We start from the raw sequence: 24124 nt of genomic DNA, 5'->3' as shown, positions 1-24124 counted from the left end.
GGGATTGGATCATTGTAGATATGCACGGTGCGGTGAATAAAGGTCCCTCGCGTTCGCGTGCATAGTTACTCCCGCGCGATGCGCGGGCTGCGCGCGAAACAGGCGATGAGCGCGCGACAAACGAAAGAGGCGCCGCACCGATGCGACGCCTCTTCCGTCAAGCGTTGTCGACCTGCTTACGGGCAGGGATGACGCTGGCCGTCATAGCCGAGATACGTGCCCGAGGCCGGATCGTAGGATCTGTATCGCTGCGCGCAATAAGCCGACGAGTCACCACCGCTATCCGGCACCACCGCGACCGACGGTTCGTCATAATAGCTGTCGTCGCCATAGTAGTAGGGATCGTTGTAGTACCCGCCACCGTAGTAGGCGTAGGAGCCGAGCCCGCCGATCGCAGCACCGGCTGCGACGCCCGGCCAGAAACCGCCACCATGACGACGCCAGCCGCCACCGTGCCAGTTGCCACCGCCGCCGCGCCAGTTGTTACCCGCGACTGCGAGGGGACGGCCGCCGCCACCACTAAACGTGGCTCCTGCGGTCGGACGCATGGCTAGGCCGGCGCTCGGGCGCATGGCTCCGGCTGCGAAATTGCCGCCGCCGCCACCGAACCGCGCGCCGCCAAAGCTGCCGCCGCCCATGCGGGCGCCGCCACCGCCGAAATGGGCGCCGCCACCACCGCCAAAATGACCACCGCCGCCACCGCCGTGGCCGCCACGGCCCTGGGCGAAGCTCGGCGTCGCCAACGGAAGGACCAACGCCACCGCTGCCGCGGCGCTCAAAATTCTCAGACTTTTCATGTTCAAACTCCTTATTCCCTGAAGCAAACCTCTTGAAGGGCCCGCGGTTCCAGGGTTCACGCCGGTGTGCGCGTATGGCGCAGGTTTCCATGTGGCCGCTGTACCCGGCATGAACGGATCGCGTCCGATTTGCGGCAGGGCTTGCGCCGGGCACCACATTTTGCGGGGGGCACCGCCGCCCCCGCGGAACTGGACATTTCGCCGCCCGGATGGCATCAGGGCCTCACGAAGCAGGGCCCTAGCCGTATGAAACAGTTCTTCCTCAAGTTCTTCACCTGGTGGAGTGGCCAGACCTTTGGCACCCAGCTCTGGACCAAGCGGTATGGCGAGCTGGTCGGCCAGGACGAGCAGGGGAACCGCTATTATCGGACCCGCGGCGGCGCGATCGATCCGACACTCGGCTTCGAGCGGCGCTGGGTCATCTATAACGGCTACGCCGAAGCGAGCCGCATCCCGACGGGTTGGCACGGCTGGATGCATCACGTCGTCGATGTGCCGCCGACCGAAGAGAACTACCAGCCGCGCGAATGGCAAAAGCCGCACCAGCCGAACCCCACCGGCACGCCGAACGCCTATCGGCCCTCCGGCTCGACGCTTGCCAGCGGCAAGCGTCCCAAGGCGACCGGCGACTACCAGCCCTGGACGCCTGGCTAGCTTTCCGATCTCCGTCCGAATCCTTGCCGTGGGGGTGGATGCACCAGCATCCGCCTCACCTTGCTGTGGACAACGGGAACAGCGGGGACAGCGCCTGCGCCGGCGTTGCAGCTACGCGAGCGATGCGGCTCAATGGTCCCATCTTACGGAGATGGGAGACCATCGCGTTCGGTTCGGGCAACAGTTCGCGACTGTCCCGTGATGCAGCGGCCGCCGACGAGGACTCGATCGGGAGATAGGCCCCCGGTCTGGAAGTTCGAAATCGCCCGATGGAATGTGCAGCCACCGTAAGACAGGAAAGGCCGCTTGGGAAACCGAGCGGCCTTTTTCTTTTGGGGACTTGCGGGAGGTCTCGTGCCCCGGACGCTGCGGCGCAGCGTTGCATGCTGCACCGCGTCCGGGACATGAGAGCTACATCACCCGCTCAGCCGCGCGCTTGACCGCCTCAAGGCGGCGGGCCTGGTTTGCGGCGCCGCGCTCTCTCAGCAAGGCCAGCACTTCGGCCGGCGCGGTGTCGGGCGAGCCGGACGTGAACGGCGGGGCGGGGTTGTATTCGATCTGGAGCTGGATCGCTTCCGCCGTGGTGCGGTCGACCAGGATCGACACCAGCGTCAGCGCGAAATCGATCCCGGCGGTGACGCCGCCGCCGGTGACGCGGTTGCGGTCGATGCAGACGCGCGTTTTGGTCGGCGTCGCGCCGAACTGGCCGAGCATCTCCATCGCGCTCCAATGGGTGGCAGCGCGGTAGCCCTTGAGCAGGCCGGCAGCGCCGAGCGCCAGCGCCCCCGTGCAGACCGAGGTGACGTACCTGGCGCCTTCGGCCTGCCTGCGCAGGAAATCCAGCACCTCTTCGTCATTGAGCAGGTCGTTGGTGCCGCCGCCGCCGGGCACGCAGATCACGTCGAGCTGAGGACAGTCGGCGAATGTCGTGGTCGGCGTCAGGGTCAGCACGGAGTCGCTCGGCACCGGCTCGATCCGTTTCCAGATCAGGTGCAGCTTCGCGCCGGGGACGGAGGAGAACACCTGCAAGGGACCGGTGAAGTCGAGCTGGGTGACGCGCGGAAACACCAAAAGACCGATCTGGAGCGGTGACGACATGGGCAGGTCCTCCAAAGATGAGCTTGACGGACGCAGCCTCTCATGATGCCATTCCGTCCAAAATGGCGTATTTCCCTCACTTTCGGACATGACCATGATCGGCATCCTGATCTTCCCGGATTTCCAGTTGCTCGATGCGGCCGGCCCGATCTCGGTGTTCGAGATCGCGGCGCGCTGCACGGGCAAGACGACCACCGGAATCCGCGTGCTGGCGCTGAACGCGGGGCCCGTGCGCAGCTCGTCCGGCGTGGAAATGATGGCGCGCGACTTCAAGTCGGCGAACGCGATCACCACACTGGTCATCGCGGGTGGCGCAGGCGTGACGGACGCCGCACGCTGCGAGGTCACGCGTGCCTTCGTGCAGCGGCTGGCGAAGCGAGGTGTGCGTGTCGCCAGCGTCTGCTCGGGCGCCTATGTGCTGGCCGAGGCGGGCCTGCTCGATGGGCGCCGCGCCACCACGCATTGGGGCCGCACGCGGGATTTCGTCGCGCGCTATCCCAAGGTAAAGTTCGAGCCGGACCAGATCTTCACGCATGACGGCAATGTGTGGACGTCGGCGGGCATTACGGCGGGTATCGACCTCGCGCTCGCGATGGTCACCGAGGACCATGGTGAGGAGATCGCGCAACAGGCCGCGCGCCAGCTCGTGCTGTATCACCGCCGCAGCGGCGGCCAGTCGCAGTTCTCATCGCTCTTGGAGTTGAAGACGCCGAACGGCCGCTTCGGCGCGCTGCTGTCCTGGGCGCGCGAGAACCTCGACGCCCGGCTGACGGTCGAAGACCTCGCCGATCGTGCCGGCATGAGCGCGCGGCATTTTGCCCGCGCCTTTGCCGCCGAGACCGGAACGACGCCGTCGAAGGCGATCGAGCGCTTACGGATCGAGGTCGCGCGCGAGCGCGTTCAGTCCTCGCGCGAGGCGATCGAGCTCGTCGCGGAGGCGACCGGATTTGGCGACCCCGAGCGCATGCGGCGCGCCTTCATCCGCGCCTTCGGCCAGCCGCCCCAGGCGCTGCGGCGCGCGGCGCGGGCGGGTTAGGAAATCTCACCTGGCACTCGAGCGTGGAGGCGAAGATGGGCGGGATGGAGTACAGCAACGAGAACGCGAAACGGCTCCAGAGACTTTATCTCACAGGGGACGTGACCGCCCAGCGCGCGGAGACCATTCGGCAGCTCAATCTGTCTGCCGGCGAGAGCGTGCTCGATATCGGATGTGGTCCTGGCTATCTCTGCGAGAGCATGGCGCAGATCGTTGGGCCCGACGGTGCTGTCGTCGGTATCGACGTGTCGACGGACCTGATCGCGGTCTGCAACCGGCAGAAGGGTTCCACCTGGATTTCATATGCCATCGGCAAGGCGACGGAATTGGGTCAATCCGATGCGTCGTTCGATGTCGTCGTGTGCACACAGGTCGCCGAGTACGTGCCTGATGTCGACCGCGTCCTCGCAGAGACATTTCGCGTGCTCAAGCCAGGGGGCCGTACGATTTTTGTCGCAACGGATTGGGACGCAGTGGTGTGGCATTCCGAAAGCCCGGAACGTATGGCCGCGGTCATGAAATCATGGGAAGCGCACTGCGCTCACCCGCGTCTCCCAAGGTCGATGGCCCGCAGATTGGTGAATGCACGACTTCACCTGGACGGAGCGTCGGTCTTTCCAATTCTGAATTTGCAGTACGATGACGATAGCTACAGCAAGGGGCTGGCCCAGGGCATTCGGGACTTCGTCGCCCGCAGGAACGACGTTTCAGCCGATGATCTCGAAGCATGGCACAGCGAGTTCGGGCGTCTGAGCGGGGCGGGACAATACTTCTTCAGCACCAACCGGTATCTCTTCAGGGCCTCAAAGCCGGCTGCGCCGCCGCTGTGACTGCGGCCTAGGTCGCCTTGCCTGCAGCGGCCTCGCCGTTGCCATCCGCGCGCGCCGTGAAGCGGCGCGCAATCGGCGTCAGCATGTAGGGCGCAAGGTGGATCGGAAACTGCGTCATCGCGAAATAGAGCCAGGTGGTTGGCGGCAGCGCGCCGGCGGTCGCGGCCAGCATCAGGCCCAGATTGCGCTGTGACACCATCAGCCCGAGCGCCAGCGCGCGCTCATAGCCGATGCGGCGGAACAGCAGCGTGGTGACGGCGAGCAGCGTGAAATAGATCGCGAAGGACAGAGCCGCCAGGCTGATGGTGAACACCGGCTGCGCCACCAGATCGTTCACAACATCGCCCATGATCGCGGCGGCGAAGATCAGGAGGATGATGATGTTGAAGCCGTCGATCGGCCGCTTGTGACGCTGGATCGCTTTTGCGCCGAACGCCCAACGGATGATGGTTGCGGCCAGCAGCGACGCCGCGAGGATGCCGAGCAGCTTCAGGCCGAGCGTCGCCGGCGTGACGCTGAGCATGCCGTCGAGGAATAGGCTTGCGAACAGCGACGCTGTGAAGGGGACCAGCGCGGTGGAGGTCACCAGCGTGACCAGCACGAGCGTGGCATCGAGGCCCATCAGCGCGGCGAGCGCCGGAGACGCCATCATGGGCGAGGCCATGCTCTGGAGCATCAGGGCAACGGAAAGGCCGGGCGAGCGGTCGTTGAGCCCTGTTGCATAGATGATCAGTCCGACGATCAGCGGCACGCCCATCGTAGTCCAGGCGGTTGCGGTCGCAATCAGCGCCGGGCGGCGTAGGTGACCGTACAGCGCCGCGAGATCGACTCGCATGAAGGAGATGCAGAGCAGGACGAGGATCGCTTCGGTGATGTAGGGCCGCAGCAGCGCGCCGAGCGGCGGCACGGCGGCGGCGACGAACACGACCGCCGCGACCCCGCGGGTGCCCTGGCTGCCGAGCCATGTCAGCGCGCGCAGGGGGAGGGCGAAGACGGTTTGAAGAACGAAGGGCATGGGAGGCGTCAGCCCAGCTCCTTCAACCAGGCGCCGATCTCGCGCACCGCGACATTGGCCTGCGGCAGCAGCTTGCCCATCGTGAAGAAGCCGTGGAATTGGCCGGGATAGTGCTTGTACGCGACGGGCACGCCGGCCTGCCTGAGGCGCTCGGCATAGTCGTCGCCTTCGTCGCGCAGGGGATCGGCGCCGGCCGTGAGCACATAGGCCGGCGGCAGACCGGCAAGGCTTCTCGCGCGCGCCGGCGAGGCACGCCAGTCCTGGATGTCGGCGGTGCCGTTGAGATAGTGATCGCGGAACCAGCGGATCACCGAATGCGTCAGCAGCACGCTGGTCTCGGGCTCGCGGTGGGAGCCGTGCGTCATGGCGAAATCGGTCGCAGGGTAGATCAGGACCTGGCCCGCGATCTCTGGACCATTGCCGTCGCGTGCGGTGAGTGCGACCACGGCGGCGAGATTGCCGCCGGCGCTGTCGCCGCCGATCGAAAGGCGCGAGGCATCGATGCCGAGCTCGCGCGCATTCGCGGCAATCCATTTCGTGGCGGCGATCGCGTCATCGGCGGCGGCGGGAAACTTGTGCTCGGGCGCGAGGCGGTAATCGACCGCGATCACGATCAGCGCGCCTGAAACGGCGAGCTGGCGGCAGACGACGTCGTGGGAGTCGAGATCGCCGATCACCCAGCCGCCGCCATGGAAGAACACCAGCGCCGGCGACAGGCCGTTCTGAAGGCGTGGCTGCTTCGGGACGTAGATGCGGGCGGGGATTTCGCCGTGCGGCGCCGGGATCGCCAGCACCGCGACGCGCGCCAGTTCTGGCGGCTCGGGGTTGGTGGCAAAGCGGGCCTGCGCGTAATAGGCGCGGGCTTCCGGTGCCGTCAGCGTCTCGTAGGCGGGGCGGCCGGCCTCCTGGAAGGCCTTGTAGACAGCGGCGGCATCGGGATCGAGCACGACGGGCATGGGAGCGACCTTGGGCTTTCTGTTGTCGTTGGACGTCGTTTCCGGGGGCGCTGCCCGCCTCGGCCCCGGGGAGGGACCGGTCAACTATCCCATCCGGTCGCCGGTCTGGCCAGCCGGCGGCGGGCAGGGCAGGGATGCCGCCCTTCCCCCGCCGTATTCGCCGTGTTAACCGGGTGGCCTGCGAGCGGCGGTATCCCCTGTAGAATGTCCAGCAAGCCCGATTCGCTGTTGAAGCCGCGCGAGAAGATGGTTCGAACCTTTACCCTGACAGGTCTTGCGGCGCTTCTGGCCGCCACCGCATTGACGGTTGCGACGCCCGCGCAGGCGCAGATCGGCACGATCTTCTCCGACCCGCCGCCGCGGCCGCCGGGTTCGATTCCGCGTGGTCAGCCGCAGCCTCAGATCCCCGATGACGATGAAGAGGTCCCCGAGCTGCCGCCGCAGGGCCGCGTGCTGCCATCGCGCCCGATGGCGCCGCCGCCGGGCCGGCAAGGTAACGTGATGCCGGGGCCGGTCGAATCCCAGCCCCTGGCGCCGCCGCCGGGCTCAACCGTCGCTCCGCCAAACCAGCCGCCGTCCGTGGCGGTCGCTCCGCCCAATCCGCAAGCCGCCCCGGGTGGGCCCGGTCAGCGCCAGCCCCAGCAGAAGGGCGGGCCGGGCGGCCCTGTCCCGCAGACCCCGGCGAGCCTCCAGCCGGGCGACGAGGTCGTGACCGAGCCGCCGGCCCAGAAGATCGTGAACAAGAAGGCGACCTTCTCCGGCCTCGACAAGATCACCGGGCGCATCATCAATTTCGACGAGGACATCGGCGAGACCGTCCAGTTCGGCGCGCTGCGGGTCAAAACCGACGCCTGCTATACGCGGCCGGCGACGGAAGCCACCAATACCGACGCCTTCGTCGAGGTCGACGAGATCACCTTGCAGGGCGAGGTGAAGCGCATCTTCTCGGGCTGGATGTATGCGGCGAGCCCCGGCCTGCACGGCGTCGAGCATCCGATCTACGACATCTGGCTCACCGACTGCAAAGAGCCGCAGCAGACCATTGCGACCGCGGCGCCCGATCCGACCGCGGCAAAGCCGCCGGCTCCGCCGCCCGCGCAGAAGAAGGCGGCGCCACCCAAGCAGGCCGTGCAGCAGCGCCCGCCGCAGCCCTTGCCGCCGATCCAGCAGCAGCAGCCGGCGCCGCCACCCCCGCCGCCGCCGGAGCAGCGGCCGGGCCTGTTCGGTATCCCGGGGTTTGGGCGTTAGACCAAATCCCCCGGGTTCGGGCGCTAGGCCGCATCACCGATTATGGCCGCGAGGCGACGATGTCGAGCGCGCGCGCGCCCGGGATCGCGTCACCGGCTGACAGCCTCAGGAAATCGCCGGGGTCGCCGGCCAGCGCCTTGTCGAGCAGTGCGGTGTAGCGCCGACGCGAAATCTCGACCGCGCCAAAACTCTTCAAATGATCAGTGACGTATTGCGTGTCGAGCAGCTCGAAGCCGCCATGGATCAGCCGCGCGACCAGGTGCACCAGCGCGACCTTCGAGGCATCGCGCGCGGTGTGAAACATGCTCTCGCCGAAGAAGGCGCGTCCGAGGCTGACGCCGTAGAGCCCGCCGACGAGGTCGTCGCCCTGCCAGGCCTCGACGCTGTGGCAATGGCCGAGCTCGTAGAGGCCGCCATAGAGGTCGCGAATCCGCTTGTTGATCCAGGTGTCCTCGCGTCCCGCCTGCGGCGCGGCGCAGCCGGCGATCGTTGCCTTGAACGCGGTGTTGACGGTGACGCGAAAGGCGTCCGTACGGACGGTGCGCGCGAGCCGTGAGGCCACGCGAAATCCCTCGAGCGGGATGACGCCGCGCAATTCCGGCTCCACCCAGAACAGCGTCGGATCGTCGGCGCTCTCGGCCATCGGAAAGATGCCGCAGGCATAGGCGCGCAACAGCACGGCCGGCGTGATTTCAGACGAAGCGGAGTCGCGCGAAGTCATGCCGCGACAATAGCAGGATCGTGGAGGTGTTGCGAAGGGGGGCGAGGGTCAGCCTGCGGCGGCGTTGTTGGTCTTGTCGGGGGCTGCGGGCGTGCGGCGGAACCTCAGCATGACGCGAGTTCCGGAATGGGCGGGGTCGCGCTCGACGGTGGCGTCGAGCTTGGTGGCCATCGCCGCGACGATGCGCTGGCCCATGCCGGTCGAGCGTGGATCCGCCTTGACCTTGTCGCCGACGCCGTCGTCGGTGATCGCCAGCAACAGATCCTCGCCCTGCGAGGTCAGCTCGACATGGATGGGGCCGGCGCCGTCGGGATAGGCGTATTTCACCGCGTTCATCACCAGCTCGTTGACGACGATGCCGACGGCGACGGCGCGGTCCGGGTCGATCTCGATCGGCTCGGCCTTCACCGTCAGGCGCGACATCCGGTTGCCTTCGGCCGAGCGCCTGAGATCCTCGAGCAGCGAATCCAGATACTGGTTCAGCACCACGCTCTTCAGGTCCTGCGAAGTGTAGAGCCGGCGGTGCACCTGCGCGACCGCGGCGACGCGGCCCATCGCGTTGGTCAGCGCCGCCTTGACCTCTTCCTGGCCCGCCGAGTTCGCCTGGAGATGCAGCAGCGAAGCGATGATCTGGAGCGAGTTGCCGACGCGGTGATTGACCTCGCGCAGCAGCAGCTCGCGTTCGGCGGCGAGCGCGGCGTAGCGGTCGCGCGATGCGTGGATCTCGGCCTCGGCTTCCTCGCGCGCCTTCTGCAATTCGGCCTGGCGCAGCGCGCCGTCGGCGGCGACGTGGAGCAGAGGGATGAAATCGCCCTTGACGTCCTTGACGAGATAATCGGCCGCGCCCGCCTTCAGCGCGGTGACCGCGATGCTGGAATCCTGCGACGCGGTGACGAACACCACGGGCGGCGCGCCTGGTATCGCCATGATCTGCTCGAGCGTCTCCAGCCCGTCGAGGCCGGGCATGTACTGGTCGAGCGCCACGACGTCGATGCAGCCGTCGGTCTCCGCGCGGCGGATACGCTCCAGGCCTTCCTCGCCGCTCGCGGCATGAATGACCTTGTAGCCGCGTCGCGTCAGGCCGCGCTCGACCAGGCGGGCCAAGGCCGCGTCGTCGTCGATGTAGAGCAGTGTAGGCGGGTGCTGGTTCATGAGGCGGCGGGCGGGACCTGGATGACCGAGAAGAACAGGCCGAGCTGCCGGATGGCATTGGCGAAATTCTCGTAGTTCACGGGCTTGGTGATGTAGACGTTGCAGCCGAGTTCGTAGCAGCGCTTGATTTCCTGGCTGTCGTCGGTGGTGGTCAGCACCACCACGGGCGAGGCCTTCAGGTATTTGTTCTCCTTGATCTGCTTCAGGATGTCGATCCCGGTCATGTCGGGGAGATTGAGATCGAGCAGGATCAGGAGCGCATTGCCCTTCTGCACGAGCCCGCTGCCGTCGGAGCCGAACAGGTGCTTCACCGCGTCCGTGCCGTTGGCGAAGGGGATGATCTCGTTGTTGACGCCGGATCGGCGGATGTTGCGCTCGATCAGCCGGGCGTGGCCCTCGTCGTCCTCGATCATGATGATGGTGACGGGTTGAGTCATTGGTCGGCGTTCCGGTTGCTTGCGTTCCAGGTGATGGGCAGCGTGATGGTGAAGGTGCTGCCCGTATTCAGTTCCGATGATACCGACATGGTACCGCCGAGGCGGCGCACAAGTGCGCGCACATGCGCAAGACCGATGCCCTGACCAGGCTTGTCCTGGGTTCCCGCCCGGCGAAACAGGTCGAAAATCCGCTGGTGATCTTTCGGATCGATCCCGCGGCCATTATCGCTGATCTCGAAGATAGCGTAGCCAAGCTTGGTGCGCCCGCGGATTCTGATCTCGCCGGGGGCGCCGGGCTTGAGATATTTGATGGCGTTGTCGATCAGATTGGAGAAGATCTGCTCCAGCGCAAGGCGGTCGCTGACCAGATCCGGCAGCGGCGCGACATGGATCTCGGCCTGCGCTTCGGCGGACTGATGCGCCAGCGTCGACACGATGGCTTCGATCAGCTCGCGGGTGTCGATCTTCTCGGGCACGAATTCGCGCCGGCCCTCGCGGGTGAGGTGGAGGATCGCCGAGATCAGGCGGTCCATCTTGCCGATCGACGATTTGATGAAGCCGAGCGCTTCGGAAAAATCCGTTGAAAGCTGCTTGTCGGGGCCTTCGAGCGTGACCTCGCCGTCAGCTAGCGGCGGGCCATCGGCCGGGACATGGGTAAGGCCACCGATACGGCGGAAAATGTCGCCGCTGAGCTCTTCGAGTTCGCTGGTGAAGCCCATGATGTTGACGAGTGGCGAACGAAGGTCGTGGCTGACGATATAGGCAAAGCGCTGAATCTCGTTGTTGGCCTCGCGCAGGTCTGCCGTGCGTTCGTCGACCACGGTCTCGAGATTGGCGTAGGCGTCGCGCAGGCGCGTCTCGGCCTCGTCGCGGGCCCGCACCGAGCGCCGCACCAGCCAGATCGAGATCAGGGTCAGCAACACCACGAGGCCCGAGCCGATGCCGGTCATCGAGGCCGCCAGCGTCTGGCTGCGGTCGGAATTGGCCGATCGGAGCCGGAACAGACGCTCCTCCTCCTGGATCATGGAGACGGCGACTTTGCTGATCTCGGCCGTGGTGTCGGTGGAGGCGGCCTCGCGGACCTGCGCTATGGCCTTGTCCGGCCGATTCTGGCCGATGAAGTCCAGCTCCTGCTTGAATTGCCCCAGCCGGATTTCGATAGCCGCGCTCAGCTTCTCGATGTGGCCGCGTTGGTCCGGATTATCGCGGGTCAGGCGCGTGAGCTTGTCGAGGGCAGGTATGATCGCTGCCACGGCTTTCTCATGGTCGGCCTTGAAATCCGCCCCTTGGGTCAGGAGATAGCCGCGGGCGGCGCTCTCGGCACGCCGGATTTCCAGCAGCAGGGCGTTGATCTGATTCTCCGCCTCGATGGTGTGGATCACCCATTTGCTATCGTCTCTGGCCTTGTTGACCAGGTAGACGGAGCCGGCGCTGATCACGGTCAACACCAGAAGACCCGCCGAGAACAGCAGGATCTGCCACATGGAGCGCCGTCGTTGCGCCTCAGTTGTCACGACGGTCTCGCTTCGTCACGTCAACGGAACTCAAAAGGCCCCCTCGGAACTGTCCCCGTCCAGAACGCGATGGGGGCCAAAGGGTTCCATCGGGAGAGAGAGTCACCCCGCGGCCGGTTCCTTACCCGCGAGATACTGTTCCAGCCAGTGGATGTGATAGTCGCCGTTGATGATGTCGTCCTGGCGCACCAGGTCGCGGAACAGCGGCAGCGTCGTCTCGATGCCCTCGACCACCATCTCGTCCAGTGCCCGGCGCAGCCGCATCAGGCATTCGGCGCGGGTCTTGCCGTGGACGATGAGCTTGCCGACGAGGGAGTCGTAATAGGGCGGGATGGTGTAGCCCTGATAGACCGCGGAATCGATGCGCACGCCGAGCCCGCCGGGCTGGTGATATTGCGTGATGCGGCCCGGCGAGGGACGGAAGCTCTGCGGGTTCTCGGCGTTGATACGGCACTCGATCGCATGGCCGATGATCTGAATCTCGCTTTGCTTGGCCGGCAGATCGCCGCCGGCAGCGATGCGGATCTGCTCCAGCACGAGGTCGATGTCGGTGATGCTCTCGGTGACGGGATGCTCGACCTGGATGCGGGTGTTCATCTCGATGAAGTAGAACTCGCCGTCCTCGAACAGGAATTCGATGGTGCCGACGCCGAGATATTTCATCTCGCGCATCGCCTTGGCGCAGGTCTCGCCGATCTTGGCGCGTGCAGCGGCGGCAAGGACGGGCGAGGGACCTTCCTCCCAGACCTTCTGGTGGCGGCGCTGCAGCGAGCAATCGCGCTCGCCGAGATGGATCGCGCCGCCGCGGCCGTCACCGAGGATCTGGATCTCGATGTGACGCGGCTTCTGGAGGTATTTTTCGAGATAGACGGACGCGTCACCGAAGGCGGACTTGGCCTCGTTGGCTGCCGTCGACAGCGCCACCTGGAGGTCGGCCTCGCTCTGCGCGACTTTCATGCCGCGGCCGCCGCCGCCGGCGGCTGCCTTGACCAGCACGGGGAAGCCGATCTTCCTGGCGATCGCCATCGCGTCGTCCTCGGGGCCGACCGCGCCGTCCGAGCCGGGCACCACGGGAATGCCGAGCTTCCTGGCCGTCTTCTTGGCCTCGATCTTGTCGCCCATCAGGCGGATGTGCTCAGCCTTGGGGCCGATGAAATGCAGATTGTGCTCGGAAAGGATTTCGGCGAAGCGCGCGTTCTCGGAGAGGAAGCCGTAGCCGGGATGCACAGCATCCGCGCCGGTGATCTCGCAGGCCGCGAGCAGCGCGGGCACGTTGAGATAGCTGTCCTTGGACGGCGGCGGCCCGATGCAGACGCTCTCGTCCGACAGGCGCACATGCATGGCGTCGGCGTCGGCGGTGGAGTGCACGGCGACGGTCGCGATGCCGAGCTCCTTGCAGGCGCGCAGGATGCGAAGGGCGATCTCGCCGCGATTGGCTATGAGGATCTTGTCGAACATGGTGTCCTTAAGGGACTGGCGCGCGGGAAGCGGCTAGGGCGGCTGACCGCCCACGACCATTACTCAATGATGACGAGCGGCTCGCCGTACTCGACCGGCTGGCCGTCTTCGACCAGGATTTGCGTCACCGTGCCGGCGCGCGGCGAGGGGATCTGGTTCATGGTCTTCATGGCTTCGATGATCAGCAGCGTCTGGCCGACGGAGACCTTGCTGCCGACCTCGATGAACGGCTTGGCGCCGGGCTCCGGCGCCCAATAGGCGGTGCCGACCATCGGCGAGATCACCGCGCCCGGATGCTTCGACAGGTCGGCCGCGGCCGGCGCGGCGGCAGCTGCGGCCGCCGGCAGGATGGCGGGAGCGGCCGCCATCTGCATCGGCATGGTGGCGGCGACGCTGATGTTGCGGGCGACGCGCAGGCGAAGGCCGGCCCGTTCGATCTCGATCTCGGTGAGGCTGGTCTCATCGAGCAGAAGTGCGAGCTCGCGGACGAGCGCGGAATCCTCGCTGGAAAACTTTACGGCTGCTTTGTCGTCTGGCTGGCGCGCCATGTTCTGATCCGAATGTTCTGTGTGAAGAGGGAGCGTCAGGCTTTGGGCTTGATGCCGAGCTTGGCGGCAAGGCCCTGGATCGCGAGGCGGTAGCCCTCGATGCCGAAACCGCAGAGCGAGGCGAAGGCCGCGCGCGCGGTGTAGGAATGGTGACGGAAGCTCTCGCGGGCGTGGATGTTGGTCACGTGCACTTCGACGGTCGGGATCTGCACCGCGAGCAGCGCGTCGTGCAGCGCGATCGAGGTGTGCGAATAGCCGCCGGCATTGATGATGATGCCCTTCATCTTGCGGGCGTGCGCCTCGTGGATGAAGTCGATCAACTCGCCTTCGCGGTTGGACTGCCGGCAGTCGGCCTTGAGGCCGTACGCCGCCGCCGCTTCGCGGCACAGCGTTTCGACGTCGGCCAGCGTCGCATGGCCATACTTCTCGGGCTCGCGCGTCCCCAACATGTTGAGGTTCGGCCCGTTGAGAACGAGGATCGTGTCGGTTGCTGGTTCGGCCATTCCAATCCCGCAAGAGGTGCTTCGGCGTGGCGGGGGTTATAGGTAACAAAGCGCCCTAGGGGAAGCCTTGAAGGACCTCCCAGGGGGCTTCAAACAGCTCATCCGGGGTGCAAAAACCTGTGCGGAAGTTACGGAAATTGCTTGTTAACCAGTTCTAATCGTGGCTGCCGGGCGGGATAGGCAGGGGAGGCCGCCCAATAGGCCAAAAGCCCCTGCCGATCTCTCGGCAAGGGCTTATCGGGCCGTCAGCCAAGCGGCTTAGCCTTCGATGATGTACACGATCTCGCGCGTCTGCGGACGGACGATGATGTACTGTCCGCGGACGTAGATCACGTCATAGCCGCGCCACTCCGGATAGATTTCCACGATCCGGGGCGGCAGCGGATGGAAGCGAACGGACGCCGGGATCGCGGCGCCGACCGAGATGTTGAAGTTGACGTTGGTGGTCTCTTCGATCTTGGTCGACTTGATCGCCGTTGAGATCTCGGTCCGCTTCTCGGCAGGCGGTGCCGCAGCGGTCGCAGGCGCGGCGCCGGTCGTGGTCTGAGACTTGGTGTCGGCAGCCTTGCTGTCCGCGCCCTTGGTCTGGGCGTTCATGTTGCCGCTCTTGGTGTCAGTCTCGGTGCTCTTGGACTTGTCCATCTGGGACTTGTCCATCGTGCTCTTGGACTTGTCCTGCGCGCCCTGGGCGTGCTCACCCTTCGTCGCGCCGGCCTTCTCGTCAGCCGCGTTCTTGTGCATCGTGCCGGATTTTTCCATCCCGCCTGACTTTTCCATCGCGCCGGATTTCTCCGTCGCGCCAGACGACTTCTCCTCGGCTGCTCCGCCGGGCTTCATGGCGCCGCCAGCCTGGCCGACGGTGCCCCTCTCGGGAGCGGCTTCCTTGCCCATCGCGCCACGTTCAGCTGCGCCGCCGGCGGGTTGCGAATGTTGCGTCGGCTGCGCACCGGCGCCACCACCGCTGTCGCGGTTCATGGTGCCCTGTGCGTTCGCCAGCCCGGTGCCTGCGACGAGCGCGAGCGCGGCGACCGAGATCATAAAGCGGTTAGACATCAAATTTCTCCTCACGTGTTTCTTAGCGTCATTGCCCGCGCCACCAACGAAAGGAGATTTGAGTTGTTCCGGAACATCGGCGGTTCCGGGGTATTTGTTTCTTAAACGCGAGATGAATGCGCGCGCCGGATTCGCGCCAGAATTCGCGCAGAGCTGCGGTCAACGAAAAAGGCCGGCTGTTCAGCCGGCCTCGTCGCATGCGCAGATTGTGAAATGCGGGATCAGCAGGTCGCCTTGTTAGCAAGTCGCCTTGCCGCAACGGGCAACGCCGATCTTTTCCTTCAGGCCTTCGAGGCCGACGGCGCCGATCACGATCTGCTTGCCGATCACGTAGCTCGGCGTGCCGTTCATGCCCATCGCTTCGGCGAGCTTGAAATTCTCCTCGATGGTGGCGCGCACCTCGGGGCTGCCGATGTCCTTTTCGATCTTCGCGGTGTCGAGGCCGGCTTCCTTGGCCGCCTGAAGCGCGCGCGCCTTGTCGGCGGCGCCACGGCCGCCGAGCAGCTTCTGGTGGAAGTCGAGATACTTCTTGCCGGTGGGATCCTGCATGCGCACGGCGACCGCGACCTGCGCCGCTTCAACCGAGCCCTGGCTCAGCACCGGAAACTCCTTCAGCACGACCTTCAGCTTCGGATCGGCCTTCATGAGGTCGAGCATGTCGCCCATCGCGCGCTTGCAGTAGCCGCAATTGTAATCGAAGAACTCGACGAAGGTGACGTCGCCGTCCTTGTTGCCGAGCACGACCTGGCGCGGCGAGTTGAAGATCGCATCGGAGTTCTGCGCGATGCTGGCTTCGTGCTTCTGCGTTTCGGCCGCGGCCTGGCGCTTGGTGAGCTCGGTCATCGCTTCCTCGAGCACCTCAGGATGGGTGACGAGATAGTTCTTGATGATCGCCTCGATGTCGGTGCGCTGGGAATCGGAGAAGCTGTCGGCCGACGCGGGCGCGACTGCGCCGAACATGGCGAGCGCGAACAGCGCGGGAGCAAGCAGGCGCAGCGAAGGCATAGGCAAATCCTCTTATCGAAAGCTGGTTTCGGAAAACGTCCCGGCGGACTTAAGCTCGGTGTCGTGACGTCGTGGTGTCAGGCGTCGTCTTGGTCGCGTTAGTTGCGCGGCGGCTTGGCCGCCACGATGTCGTCGGCCTTGACCCATCCGGGCGTGCCGACGGCGAAACGGGTTTTCGCGCGCGTGGCGAGCTCGCGGGCGGTCTTGTTGTCGCCGCGCAGATAAGCGGCCTGCGCCGACGCCAGATCCGCCTCGGCATAGTCGCCCTTCCGGCCATAGGCCATCGCGAGCTGCATATAGCCGAGCGCAGCCTCCGGTTCCCGTGCCACCGCGGCCCGGAGAATCCGAACGGCATCATCGGTGTAGGCCTTATTATCCGATCCAACCAGAGCCTGCCCAAGTAACATCTCGATGAGGGGGGCGTTGTTGGACAGCTGCACCGCCTTGCGCAGGGCGGGGATCGCTTCGGCCGGCTTGCCGCCCTCCAGCAGGGCCTGGCCGCGCACCTCGTAGAAATACGGGTTGTTCGGCTGGACCTGGATCAGCGCGTCGATCTGGGCCAGGGCGCTGCGCAAATCGCCGTGCAGATAGGTGCTGATGGCGCGGGCATAGCGCGCCGGCATGCTGTCGTTCGTCTGGGGATAGCGGCGGTAGACCGTCTCCGGCCGCTCCATGAACGCGGAAATCTTGGCGCGCGCCATGTCGTGGCGGAGCTGGAGCGCGGGATCGTCCTTTTTGTCCCAATAGGGGCTGGAACTGGCGAATTCCTGAAGCGATGCGACACGCTCGGCGGGCATCGGATGCGACTGGAGATAGGGATCGGCGCCGCGGGACGCGAACAGGCTCTCGCTGGTGAAGCGCTTGAAGGTCTCGTACATGCCCTTCGGCGACTGCTGGGTCGCGGTCAGGAATTTCACGCCGGCGCGGTCGGCGTTCTCCTCCTGCTGGCGCTGATAGGACAGCAGCGTGCGGCGGATCATCTCCTGCGGTCCGGCGATGGCGGCGGCACCGGCATTGGCGAGGCCGTTGTTGCCGGCGCTGTTGCTGCCTCGGGTGCTACCCACGGCAATCGCGCCGGCCCCGAGCAGCATGGCGATGATCATCTGGGTCTGGGCGTTGGCGAGCTGTTCGCGCAGCTTGGACAGATGGCCGCCGGCCAGATGTCCGGTCTCGTGCGCGAGCACGCCGATGATCTGGTTCGGCGTCTCCGACTGCATGATCGCGCCGTAATTGACGAAGATGCGGCGGCCGTCCGCGACGAACGCGTTGAACGAGCCTTCGTTGATGATCACCATCTGGATGTTCTGCTTTTCCAGACCGGCAACGCGCAGGATCGGGCGCGTGTATTCGCGCAGCAGCTGCTCGGTCTCGGTGTCGCGCAGGATCGGCGGTCCCTTGGCCTGCGCATGCGCGGCCGGCATCGGCAACAGCGCGATCGCCGCGGCAGTGACGAGGGCGGTGAGGGCGGAGGCCTTCTTGCGCAATGCGATCTGGAGCAACATCAGGCGGTCTGGGTCAAACGGTCTTGATCAAGCAGTTTCGTGATTGGTTTTTGGCGATTGGCGGCGGACCGGATACGAGATATGCCCTTATGAGCCGTACAATGCGGCCAGTCTGGGGCGCAAGCGCCCCGTTTCCGGGACCGAACCGACCGGTTCGCCAGCGAATAGCAGAATTCGATGCACGATGCGACATTGAGGAACCGGGTGGGGCAGTGGCTCGAGCCCTCCCGCCGCAGCGATGTTCCCCCGTTCATGGTGATGGACGTGATGGCCGCCGCGGCCCGAATCGAGGCGGCAGGCGGCCATGTCATCCACATGGAGGTCGGCCAGCCCGCAACTGGCGCCCCACAGACCGCGATCGCGGCCGCCCATGCGGCGCTCGAGGCGGGGCGGATCGATTACACCTCCGCGCTCGGCATCCCCTCATTGCGCGAACGCATCGCGCGCCACTATCGCGATGCCTATGGCTGTGATGTCAGCCCCGAGCGGATCGTGGTGACGACAGGCTCCTCCGGCGGTTTCATCCTGGCCTTCCTGTCGATGTTCGCGCCCGGCGACCGCGTCGCCGTGACGGTGCCGGGCTATCCGCCCTACCGTCACATCCTCACCGCGCTCGGTTGCGAGCCGGTGCTGATCGAGACCACCAATGACACGCGCCACGCGCTGACCGGCGAGGCGCTGCTGGCGGCGCATCGCAAGGCGCCGCTGAAGGGCGTGCTAGTCGGCAGCCCGGCCAATCCGACCGGGACGATGATGTCCCGCGAGGCGCTCGCAGGTCTGATCGCTGCGGCAGAAGACGCCGGCATCCGCTTCATCTCCGACGAGATCTATCACGGGCTCGACTACGCGTTTCCGGCGGCGACGGCGGCGGCGCTGTCGGAGCACGCACTCGTGATCAACTCGTTCTCGAAATATTTCTGCATGACGGGCTGGCGCGTCGGCTGGATGGTCGTGCCCGAGATCCTGGTGCGGCCGATCGAGCGGCTGCAGCAGAACCTGTCGATCTCGGTGCCTTCGCTGTCGCAGATCGCGGCCGAGGCCGCCTTCGACGGCGCGGCCGAGATGGAGGAGATCAAGCACGGCTATCAGGAAAACCGGCGCATCCTGATCGAGGGATTGCCCAAGGCGGGCCTCAGCAAGTTCCTGCCTGCCGACGGCGCCTTCTATCTCTATGCCGACGTCTCGGACTTCACCTCGGACAGTTTCGAGTTTGCCAAGCAGATGCTGGAGCAGGCGCACGTTGCGGCCACGCCGGGTCTCGATTTCGATCCGATCCATGGTCGTTCGTTCATACGGCTCTCCTATGCGCGTTCGGCAGCGGAGATGCGGGAGGCAGTTGACCGGATCGCTCACTGGCTTAAATAGCCGCGAGTTTTCGACAGCCGTTTCGACACCAGCCCTGCGGAGTTCAACTTTGTCTGACCGTTCCCTCCCGTCCGTCGCCACGCCGCATTCTCCTCTCGCCGCATTGATGTGGCCGACCCGTCCGGGTGAAACCGTCGGCGCACTTCGCGCCGTCGTGCTGATTGCGCTCGGCACCGCCTTGATGGCGCTATCAGCCAAGGTGAATCTGCCACTGCCTTACGTGCCCATGACCCTGCAGACGCTGGTCGTGCTGATGATCGGCGCCGCCTATGGCTGGCGCCTTGGCAGCGCAACCATGATCGCCTACCTCGCCGAAGGCGCGATGGGGCTGCCGGTGTTCGCCGGCCCGGTCGGTGGAATTGCACCGCTGGTCGGCCCGACTGCCGGCTACCTGTATGGCTTCGTGCTGGCTGCCTTCATCACCGGCTGGCTGGCCGAGCGCGGCTGGGATCGCAACGTCGTGTTCCTGTTTGGAGCAATGGCGCTCGCCCATGTCGTCATCTTCATCGCCGGCTTCGGCTGGCTGGCCTACGTCATCGGCCTTGGCGCAACCAAGGCTTGGGCGGTCGGCGTCGCGCCGTTCATTGCGGCATCGGTGGTCAAGAACGCGCTGGGCGCCGCGCTGATGCCGGCGGCCCGCCGGATCGTCGATCGACGCGGGTAAAGCGCACCATTCCGAGCAGTTCCGATTGACAGAGCCGGCCAAGTTGATCTTGGCTGGCTCTGAGTTTGAGGGGGAGTGAAACAATGACGACGACAACGATGGCGGGGGCGCCGGTCGCGCCGGCCGCCGCCAAGCCTTGGTACAAGGTTCTCTACGTCCAGGTGCTGATCGCCATCGTGCTCGGCGCCTTGGTCGGCTGGCTGTGGCCGTCGCTCGCCACCAACGAGTGGATCAAGGCGATGGGCGACGGCTTCATCAAGCTGATCAAGATGGTGATTGCGCCGATCATCTTCTGCACCGTGGTCTCCGGCATCGCGCATATCCAGGACGCCAAGAAGGTCGGCCGCATCGGCGTCAAGGCGCTGGTCTATTTCGAGGTCGTCTCGACCTTCGCGCTGGTGATCGGACTCATCATCGGCAACCTGGTGAAGCCGGGTGCGGGCTTCGGCAGCGCCGCCGCCAACGCGCAGGCCGTCGCCAACTACGCCAAGCAGGCCGAGGGCCAGAGGTCGGTCGACTTCATCCTGCACATCATCCCCGACACCGTGGTCGGCGCCTTCGCGCAAGGCGAGATCCTGCAGGTGTTGCTGTTCTCGGTGCTGTTCGGCTTCGCCATCATGGGCCTCGGCGAGCGCGGCCATACCATCCGCAGCTTCATCGATGACGCCGCGCATGCGGTGTTCGGAGTCATCTCCATCGTGATGCGCGCGGCGCCGATCGGCGCCTTCGGCGCAATGGCCTACACCATCGGCAAGTTCGGCACCGGGGCGATCCTCAACCTGGTCGGCCTGATCGCGACGTTCTACGTCACCGCGGCGCTGTTCGTATTCGTCGTGCTCGGAACCATCGCGCGCCTCGCCGGCTTCTCCATCTTCAAGTTCCTCGCCTACATCAAGGACGAGCTGCTGATCGTGCTCGGCACCTCGTCCTCGGAAAGCGCGCTGCCTTCCTTGATGGAGAAACTCGAGCGCCTCGGCTGCTCGAAGTCGGTGGTCGGCCTCGTGGTGCCCACGGGCTATTCGTTCAATCTCGACGGCACCAACATCTACATGACGCTGGCGACGCTATTCATCGCGCAGGCGCTTGGCTTCGATCTCACCTTCGGCCAGCAGCTCACCATCCTGGTGGTGGCGATGCTGACCTCGAAGGGTGCCTCCGGCATCACCGGCGCGGGCTTCATCACGCTGGCCGCGACGCTCGCCGTGGTCGATCCGCGCCTCGTGCCGGGCATGGCGATCGTGCTCGGCATCGACAAGTTCATGAGCGAGTGCCGCGCGCTGACCAACCTCTGTGGCAACGGCGTGGCCTGCGTGATCGTCGCCTGGTGGGAGGGTGAGCTCGACCGCGACAAGCTCAACGCCAACCTCGCCAGACAGATCGATCCGACCGACATGGAAACGGCCGTCACGACGGACTGATCTGCAAGCGGAATCTGACGGCGCGGGCGGCGCCGTCAGACCTCGAAATAATGGGGCTGGTCGAGATCGTCGATCAGCCCTTTTTCTTTCGGCGCCCAGCTGAGCGAAGCGCGCGTCTTGGCGCTTGAGGTCGGAACGTCGATGCCGGCGAACTGTGCGAACCAGCCGAAATGCGCGGCCGCTTCCTCAGGCGATTTGGACACGACGGGGACGCCGAGCCGTCGGCCGATCACCTCTGCGATCGCCTTGAACGGCACGCCTTCCTCGGCGATCGCATGATAGCGCCGCGCGGTCGCGCCTTGCTCCAGCGCGAGACGATAGACGCGCGCGGCGTCGAGGCGGTGCGCGGCCGGCCAGCGGTTTTGGCCTTCGCCGATATAGGCCGCGGCGCCTTTCTCCCGGGCGAGCGCGATCAGGCGCGGCACGAAGCCGTGGTCGCCCTCACCGTGGGTCGTGGGCGGCAGCCGCACGATGCCGGTGCGGACGCCGCGCTCCGCGAGGTCTTCGGCAGTGGCTTCCGAGACGCGCGGAAAGTGGCGGGCCGCCGCATCGTCTTCGGTCGCGAGCCGTCCGGGCGCCAGCAGCGCTACACCGGATGTGACGATGAGAGGGCGGTCGGAGCCTTTGAGCTCCTCACCGAGCGCGAGGATCGCGCGGCGGTCGAGCTCGCAATTGTCGGCGAATTTCGAGAAGTCGTGGTTGAAGCCGAGATGCAGCACACCGTCCGAAGCGGCGGCGCCGCCGCGTAAGGAGGCATGATCCTCCAGCGACCCACGATGGACCTCGGCGCCCATCGCGGTGAGCGCTGCGGCGCCGGCATCGGAGCGGGCGAGGCCGTTTACGCTATGGCCGGCGGCCATCAGGTCTCGAACGACGGCGGAACCGACGAAGCCGGTGGCACCGGTAACGAAAACACGCATGCGAAATCTCCTGGTGTTGGTGGAGAGAACCATCTGCGCTACAGTTATCCGGGTAAAGTAGTGACATTATCAGGGTATAATAGCTAACAGGATGAGCGAGAGCGCTGCCGCCGAGAACTTGCTTGGGGCCTATCTGAAGGACCGTCGCACCCGGCTCGATGCAGCCGCGTTCGGCTTCTCCGGCAGCCGCAGGCGCACGCCGGGTCTGCGCCGGGAGGAAGTGGCCCAGCGCGCCAATATCAGCTCGACCTGGTACACCTGGCTGGAGCAGGGCCGCGGCGGGGCGCCATCGGCCGACGTGCTCGACCGGATCGCGCGCGCGTTGATGCTGACCGATGTCGAGCGCGAGCACCTGTTCCTGATCGGCCTCGGCCGCCCGCCTGAGGTGCGCTACCAGGCGAGCGAAGGCGTCTCGCCGCGGCTGCAACGCGTGCTTGATGCGCTCTCATTCAGCCCGGCGTTGGTACGCACCGCGACCTGGGACGTCGTCGCCTGGAATCGCGCCGCAAGCGTCGTGCTGACCGACTACGGCGCGATCCCTCCGAGACAGCGCAACATCCTGCGCTTCATCTTCTGCGATCCGCGCGTGCGCGCCGCGCAATATGACTGGGACAGTGTGGCACGCTTCGTGGTGGCCGCATTCAGGGCAGACGCGGCGCGAGCAGGTGCCGTCTCGCATGTCGCCGATTTCGTCGACGAGCTCTGTCGGACAAGTCCGGAATTCGCGGCGCTCTGGCGCGACAATGACGTGCGCCATCATGGCGACGGAACCAAGCGGCTGCGGCATCCCGTTCACGGCACGATGTCGTTCGAATATTCGAGCTTCAATGTCGAGGGCCGCTCCGATCTCAGCATGATCGTCTACAATCCGGCGACGCCCGAAGATGCCGACCGCATCAGGAAGCTGCTGGCCGAGCGCGCCGACTGACGGAATTTGCCGGCTCGCGCATCTCAGTCGCGCTCGCGGTGCGCGCCGCGGACGCCGACAGCTAGAAGCGCTCAGGCCGGTATGGCGTCGGATCGATCGCCGGCGTCTCGCCGCTCATCATCTCGGCGAGCAGGCGACCGGTCGCGGGCCCGAGCGTAAAGCCCTGGTGGCCGTGGCCGAAATTCATCCAGAGGCCGGGATGACGCGGGGCTTGCCCGAGCACCGGCAGCATGTCGGGCGTGCAGGGGCGGGTGCCGAACCACGGGTCGGGCTCGACGCGCCTGCCGAGGTCGATCAGCTCTCGCGCCGAAGCTTCGGCACTCGCGAGCTGCACCGGCGTGGCGAGCGCGTCCATGCCGGTCAATTCCGCGCCTGTGGTGATGCGGATGCCCTTCGCCATCGGACCCATGGCATAGCCGCCGGCCTTGTCGACCAGCGGCAGATCGAGTGAGGCGCCGCCGCTGTAATGCATGTGGTAGCCGCGCTTGCGTACGAGCGGAATGCGATAGCCGAATTTGTGCAGGAGATTGGGCGACCAGGGCCCGAGCGTCACGACGGCGGCCGCAGCGTCGATGGTTCCCTGGTCCGTGTCGACCGACCAGCCGGTCGCGGTCTGCCGCAAGGTCTGGGCATCGCCGAGCACGATGGTGCCGCCGAGGCGTTCGAACAGCTCGGCATAGGCCGTGACCAGTGCGCCGGGATCGGACACGGTCCAGGTGTCGAGCCAATGGATCGCACCGGGCAGGTCGTCGCGCAGAATCGGTTCGGCCTTGGCGAGCTCGGCCCCCGAGAGCGCGCGAAACCTCACGCCGAATTCGCGCTGGTCTTGTTCCGCCGCCTTGACGGCGAGATCGAAGGAGGCTGCGTCGCGATGCAGATGCCGGTAGCCCGCGCGGCGGATCAGATTGTCGGCATGGGCTTCGCGAATGAGGATGTCGTGCTCCGCCGTCGCGTAGGCGATCAGCCGCGCCCAGGCGTCGATCGCCTCGCGATGCCGCTTCGGCGCCGAATGCCACCAGTAGCGGAGCAGGGGCTCGATATGGAGATGAAGCGACGACAGGCTGTAGCGCACGTCATTGGTGCGGCCGGTCGCGATCTTCAGGAGCGAAGCGAGGTCGCGCGGCATCGGATAGGGACGCACGGCTTCGGCCTGGATCATCCCGGCATTGCCGTAGCTGGTCTCGCGGCCCGGCTCCCTGCGGTCGACGAGCGTGACCGACCAGCCGCGCTGCCGGAGGTGCAGCGCCGCGCTCACGCCGATCATGCCGCCGCCGAGAACAATTGCGCTTTGCATCGAAACTG

At 66.0% G+C, this 24124-nt stretch carries 24 protein-coding genes; 8 read left to right on the top strand and 16 right to left on the bottom strand.

The window, feature by feature from the left end:
- Nucleotides 1-176 precede the first annotated feature (176 nt).
- Complete coding sequence (locus ABIB99_RS33095; protein WP_063983561.1) at nucleotides 177-797, bottom strand: BA14K family protein; 621 nt, start codon at nucleotides 795-797, stop codon at nucleotides 177-179.
- A 246-nt stretch (nucleotides 798-1043) separates the two neighbouring features.
- On the opposite strand from ABIB99_RS33095, the gene ABIB99_RS33090 reads away from it, so the two are divergent.
- Nucleotides 1044-1451: an NADH:ubiquinone oxidoreductase subunit NDUFA12 gene (locus ABIB99_RS33090; RefSeq protein WP_028148726.1), complete on the top strand. Its 408-nt coding sequence runs from the start codon at nucleotides 1044-1046 to the stop codon at nucleotides 1449-1451.
- A 411-nt stretch (nucleotides 1452-1862) separates the two neighbouring features.
- Here ABIB99_RS33090 and ABIB99_RS33085 read toward each other — a convergent pair whose 3' ends face one another.
- Nucleotides 1863-2549, bottom strand: a complete 687-nt coding sequence (locus tag ABIB99_RS33085; protein ID WP_354179575.1) for a DJ-1/PfpI family protein — start codon at nucleotides 2547-2549, stop codon at nucleotides 1863-1865.
- A gap of 94 nt (nucleotides 2550-2643) precedes the next feature.
- Between ABIB99_RS33085 and ABIB99_RS33080 the strand changes: the two genes are divergently transcribed.
- Nucleotides 2644-3585 (top strand): GlxA family transcriptional regulator, encoded by a 942-nt coding sequence (locus ABIB99_RS33080; RefSeq protein WP_354179574.1) that lies wholly within the window; start codon nucleotides 2644-2646, stop codon nucleotides 3583-3585.
- 35 nt (nucleotides 3586-3620) lie between these two features.
- Nucleotides 3621-4415 carry a methyltransferase domain-containing protein gene (locus ABIB99_RS33075; RefSeq protein WP_354179572.1) on the top strand — a complete coding sequence of 265 codons (795 nt, stop codon included), beginning with the start codon at nucleotides 3621-3623 and terminating at the stop codon, nucleotides 4413-4415.
- Between the two features lie 7 nt (nucleotides 4416-4422).
- Here the strand turns inward: ABIB99_RS33075 and ABIB99_RS33070 are convergent, their stop codons facing one another.
- Together ABIB99_RS33070 and lipP1 are read right to left on the bottom strand one after the other, a co-directional pair.
- Nucleotides 4423-5430, bottom strand: coding sequence for a Na+-dependent transporter (locus ABIB99_RS33070; RefSeq protein ID WP_354179570.1), 1008 nt, complete (start codon nucleotides 5428-5430; stop codon nucleotides 4423-4425).
- A gap of 8 nt (nucleotides 5431-5438) precedes the next feature.
- Nucleotides 5439-6386, bottom strand: coding sequence for a LipP1 family hormone-sensitive lipase (gene lipP1 / locus ABIB99_RS33065; protein ID WP_354179568.1), 948 nt, complete (start codon nucleotides 6384-6386; stop codon nucleotides 5439-5441).
- Nucleotides 6387-6590: 204 nt separating this feature from the next.
- On the opposite strand from lipP1, the gene ABIB99_RS33060 reads away from it, so the two are divergent.
- Nucleotides 6591-7634 (top strand): DUF2155 domain-containing protein, encoded by a 1044-nt coding sequence (locus ABIB99_RS33060; RefSeq protein ID WP_354179566.1) that lies wholly within the window; start codon nucleotides 6591-6593, stop codon nucleotides 7632-7634.
- A gap of 40 nt (nucleotides 7635-7674) precedes the next feature.
- Here ABIB99_RS33060 and aat read toward each other — a convergent pair whose 3' ends face one another.
- The 10 genes from aat to ABIB99_RS33010 form a co-directional block, all read right to left on the bottom strand.
- Nucleotides 7675-8355 carry a leucyl/phenylalanyl-tRNA--protein transferase gene (gene aat / locus ABIB99_RS33055; protein ID WP_135213473.1) on the bottom strand — a complete coding sequence of 227 codons (681 nt, stop codon included), beginning with the start codon at nucleotides 8353-8355 and terminating at the stop codon, nucleotides 7675-7677.
- A gap of 48 nt (nucleotides 8356-8403) precedes the next feature.
- Nucleotides 8404-9507, bottom strand: a complete 1104-nt coding sequence (locus tag ABIB99_RS33050; protein ID WP_354179563.1) for a sensor histidine kinase — start codon at nucleotides 9505-9507, stop codon at nucleotides 8404-8406.
- Nucleotides 9504-9944 carry a response regulator gene (locus tag ABIB99_RS33045; protein ID WP_063983554.1) on the bottom strand — a complete coding sequence of 147 codons (441 nt, stop codon included), beginning with the start codon at nucleotides 9942-9944 and terminating at the stop codon, nucleotides 9504-9506. Before ABIB99_RS33045 ends, ABIB99_RS33050 begins: the two co-directional genes overlap by 4 nt.
- Complete coding sequence (locus ABIB99_RS33040) at nucleotides 9941-11458, bottom strand: sensor histidine kinase (protein WP_354179561.1); 1518 nt, start codon at nucleotides 11456-11458, stop codon at nucleotides 9941-9943. The genes ABIB99_RS33045 and ABIB99_RS33040 overlap by 4 nt, the downstream gene beginning before the upstream one ends.
- 102 nt (nucleotides 11459-11560) lie before the next feature.
- A complete protein-coding gene (accC, locus tag ABIB99_RS33035) occupies nucleotides 11561-12916 on the bottom strand; it encodes an acetyl-CoA carboxylase biotin carboxylase subunit (RefSeq protein ID WP_354179559.1) in 1356 nt (451 codons plus the stop codon).
- Nucleotides 12917-12975: 59 nt separating this feature from the next.
- Nucleotides 12976-13464, bottom strand: coding sequence for an acetyl-CoA carboxylase biotin carboxyl carrier protein (accB, locus tag ABIB99_RS33030; RefSeq protein WP_085401096.1), 489 nt, complete (start codon nucleotides 13462-13464; stop codon nucleotides 12976-12978).
- 35 nt (nucleotides 13465-13499) lie between these two features.
- On the bottom strand, nucleotides 13500-13967 hold the full coding sequence (gene aroQ / locus ABIB99_RS33025; RefSeq protein ID WP_135213477.1) for a type II 3-dehydroquinate dehydratase: 468 nt from the start codon (nucleotides 13965-13967) through the stop codon (nucleotides 13500-13502).
- Nucleotides 13968-14225: 258 nt separating this feature from the next.
- Nucleotides 14226-15020 (bottom strand): DUF1236 domain-containing protein, encoded by a 795-nt coding sequence (locus ABIB99_RS33020; RefSeq protein ID WP_354179556.1) that lies wholly within the window; start codon nucleotides 15018-15020, stop codon nucleotides 14226-14228.
- Between the two features lie 237 nt (nucleotides 15021-15257).
- Complete coding sequence (locus tag ABIB99_RS33015; RefSeq protein WP_354179554.1) at nucleotides 15258-16025, bottom strand: DsbA family protein; 768 nt, start codon at nucleotides 16023-16025, stop codon at nucleotides 15258-15260.
- A 98-nt stretch (nucleotides 16026-16123) separates the two neighbouring features.
- Nucleotides 16124-17527, bottom strand: coding sequence for a M48 family metalloprotease (locus ABIB99_RS33010; RefSeq protein ID WP_354179552.1), 1404 nt, complete (start codon nucleotides 17525-17527; stop codon nucleotides 16124-16126).
- A 177-nt stretch (nucleotides 17528-17704) separates the two neighbouring features.
- On the opposite strand from ABIB99_RS33010, the gene ABIB99_RS33005 reads away from it, so the two are divergent.
- From ABIB99_RS33005 to ABIB99_RS32995, 3 genes are all read left to right on the top strand, one after another.
- A complete protein-coding gene (locus tag ABIB99_RS33005; protein WP_247310827.1) occupies nucleotides 17705-18892 on the top strand; it encodes a pyridoxal phosphate-dependent aminotransferase in 1188 nt (395 codons plus the stop codon).
- A 106-nt stretch (nucleotides 18893-18998) separates the two neighbouring features.
- The gene (locus ABIB99_RS33000; RefSeq protein ID WP_063983547.1) at nucleotides 18999-19556 is read left to right on the top strand and encodes a biotin transporter BioY; all 558 of its coding nucleotides are present in this window, start codon (nucleotides 18999-19001) and stop codon (nucleotides 19554-19556) included.
- Between the two features lie 83 nt (nucleotides 19557-19639).
- Entirely contained in the window at nucleotides 19640-20974 is a 1335-nt protein-coding gene (locus tag ABIB99_RS32995; protein ID WP_063983546.1) for a dicarboxylate/amino acid:cation symporter, read from the top strand.
- 35 nt (nucleotides 20975-21009) lie between these two features.
- Here ABIB99_RS32995 and ABIB99_RS32990 read toward each other — a convergent pair whose 3' ends face one another.
- Nucleotides 21010-21894, bottom strand: coding sequence for an SDR family oxidoreductase (locus tag ABIB99_RS32990; protein WP_063983545.1), 885 nt, complete (start codon nucleotides 21892-21894; stop codon nucleotides 21010-21012).
- Between the two features lie 91 nt (nucleotides 21895-21985).
- On the opposite strand from ABIB99_RS32990, the gene ABIB99_RS32985 reads away from it, so the two are divergent.
- Nucleotides 21986-22822, top strand: coding sequence for a helix-turn-helix transcriptional regulator (locus ABIB99_RS32985; RefSeq protein WP_063983544.1), 837 nt, complete (start codon nucleotides 21986-21988; stop codon nucleotides 22820-22822).
- A gap of 61 nt (nucleotides 22823-22883) precedes the next feature.
- On the opposite strand, the gene ABIB99_RS32980 is transcribed toward ABIB99_RS32985, so the two are convergent.
- Nucleotides 22884-24116, bottom strand: coding sequence for an NAD(P)/FAD-dependent oxidoreductase (locus ABIB99_RS32980; RefSeq protein ID WP_063983543.1), 1233 nt, complete (start codon nucleotides 24114-24116; stop codon nucleotides 22884-22886).
- Between the last annotated feature and the right edge of the window lie 8 nt (nucleotides 24117-24124).

Origin of the sequence: Bradyrhizobium sp. LA6.1, assembly GCF_040547805.1 — a bacterium.
Classification (GTDB): Bacteria; Pseudomonadota; Alphaproteobacteria; order Rhizobiales; family Xanthobacteraceae; genus Bradyrhizobium; species Bradyrhizobium barranii.
Note: the sequence above shows the minus strand (reverse complement) of the source record. Positions and strands in the feature narration are given on the sequence as shown.

Excerpts from the sequence above, each read along its gene's own strand:
- aroQ (WP_135213477.1), bottom strand. The coding sequence starts at position 13,967 with ATGGCCGAACCAGCAACCGACACGATCCTCGTTCTCAACGGGCCGAAC.
- accB (WP_085401096.1), bottom strand. The coding sequence starts at position 13,464 with ATGGCGCGCCAGCCAGACGACAAAGCAGCCGTAAAGTTTTCCAGCGAG.
- aat (WP_135213473.1), bottom strand. The coding sequence starts at position 8,355 with ATGACTTCGCGCGACTCCGCTTCGTCTGAAATCACGCCGGCCGTGCTG.
- ABIB99_RS32995 (WP_063983546.1), top strand. The coding sequence starts at position 19,640 with ATGACGACGACAACGATGGCGGGGGCGCCGGTCGCGCCGGCCGCCGCC.
- ABIB99_RS32985 (WP_063983544.1), top strand. The coding sequence starts at position 21,986 with ATGAGCGAGAGCGCTGCCGCCGAGAACTTGCTTGGGGCCTATCTGAAG.
- ABIB99_RS33095 (WP_063983561.1), bottom strand. The coding sequence starts at position 797 with ATGAAAAGTCTGAGAATTTTGAGCGCCGCGGCAGCGGTGGCGTTGGTC.
- ABIB99_RS33075 (WP_354179572.1), top strand. The coding sequence starts at position 3,621 with ATGGGCGGGATGGAGTACAGCAACGAGAACGCGAAACGGCTCCAGAGA.
- ABIB99_RS33045 (WP_063983554.1), bottom strand. The coding sequence starts at position 9,944 with ATGACTCAACCCGTCACCATCATCATGATCGAGGACGACGAGGGCCAC.
- ABIB99_RS33085 (WP_354179575.1), bottom strand. The coding sequence starts at position 2,549 with ATGTCGTCACCGCTCCAGATCGGTCTTTTGGTGTTTCCGCGCGTCACC.
- ABIB99_RS33015 (WP_354179554.1), bottom strand. The coding sequence starts at position 16,025 with ATGCCTTCGCTGCGCCTGCTTGCTCCCGCGCTGTTCGCGCTCGCCATG.
- ABIB99_RS33070 (WP_354179570.1), bottom strand. The coding sequence starts at position 5,430 with ATGCCCTTCGTTCTTCAAACCGTCTTCGCCCTCCCCCTGCGCGCGCTG.
- ABIB99_RS33020 (WP_354179556.1), bottom strand. The coding sequence starts at position 15,020 with ATGTCTAACCGCTTTATGATCTCGGTCGCCGCGCTCGCGCTCGTCGCA.
- ABIB99_RS33090 (WP_028148726.1), top strand. The coding sequence starts at position 1,044 with ATGAAACAGTTCTTCCTCAAGTTCTTCACCTGGTGGAGTGGCCAGACC.
- ABIB99_RS33080 (WP_354179574.1), top strand. The coding sequence starts at position 2,644 with ATGATCGGCATCCTGATCTTCCCGGATTTCCAGTTGCTCGATGCGGCC.
- ABIB99_RS33000 (WP_063983547.1), top strand. The coding sequence starts at position 18,999 with ATGTGGCCGACCCGTCCGGGTGAAACCGTCGGCGCACTTCGCGCCGTC.
- accC (WP_354179559.1), bottom strand. The coding sequence starts at position 12,916 with ATGTTCGACAAGATCCTCATAGCCAATCGCGGCGAGATCGCCCTTCGC.
- ABIB99_RS33060 (WP_354179566.1), top strand. The coding sequence starts at position 6,591 with ATGTCCAGCAAGCCCGATTCGCTGTTGAAGCCGCGCGAGAAGATGGTT.
- lipP1 (WP_354179568.1), bottom strand. The coding sequence starts at position 6,386 with ATGCCCGTCGTGCTCGATCCCGATGCCGCCGCTGTCTACAAGGCCTTC.
- ABIB99_RS33050 (WP_354179563.1), bottom strand. The coding sequence starts at position 9,507 with ATGAACCAGCACCCGCCTACACTGCTCTACATCGACGACGACGCGGCC.
- ABIB99_RS33005 (WP_247310827.1), top strand. The coding sequence starts at position 17,705 with ATGCACGATGCGACATTGAGGAACCGGGTGGGGCAGTGGCTCGAGCCC.
- ABIB99_RS32990 (WP_063983545.1), bottom strand. The coding sequence starts at position 21,894 with ATGCGTGTTTTCGTTACCGGTGCCACCGGCTTCGTCGGTTCCGCCGTC.
- ABIB99_RS32980 (WP_063983543.1), bottom strand. The coding sequence starts at position 24,116 with ATGCAAAGCGCAATTGTTCTCGGCGGCGGCATGATCGGCGTGAGCGCG.
- ABIB99_RS33010 (WP_354179552.1), bottom strand. The coding sequence starts at position 17,527 with ATGTTGCTCCAGATCGCATTGCGCAAGAAGGCCTCCGCCCTCACCGCC.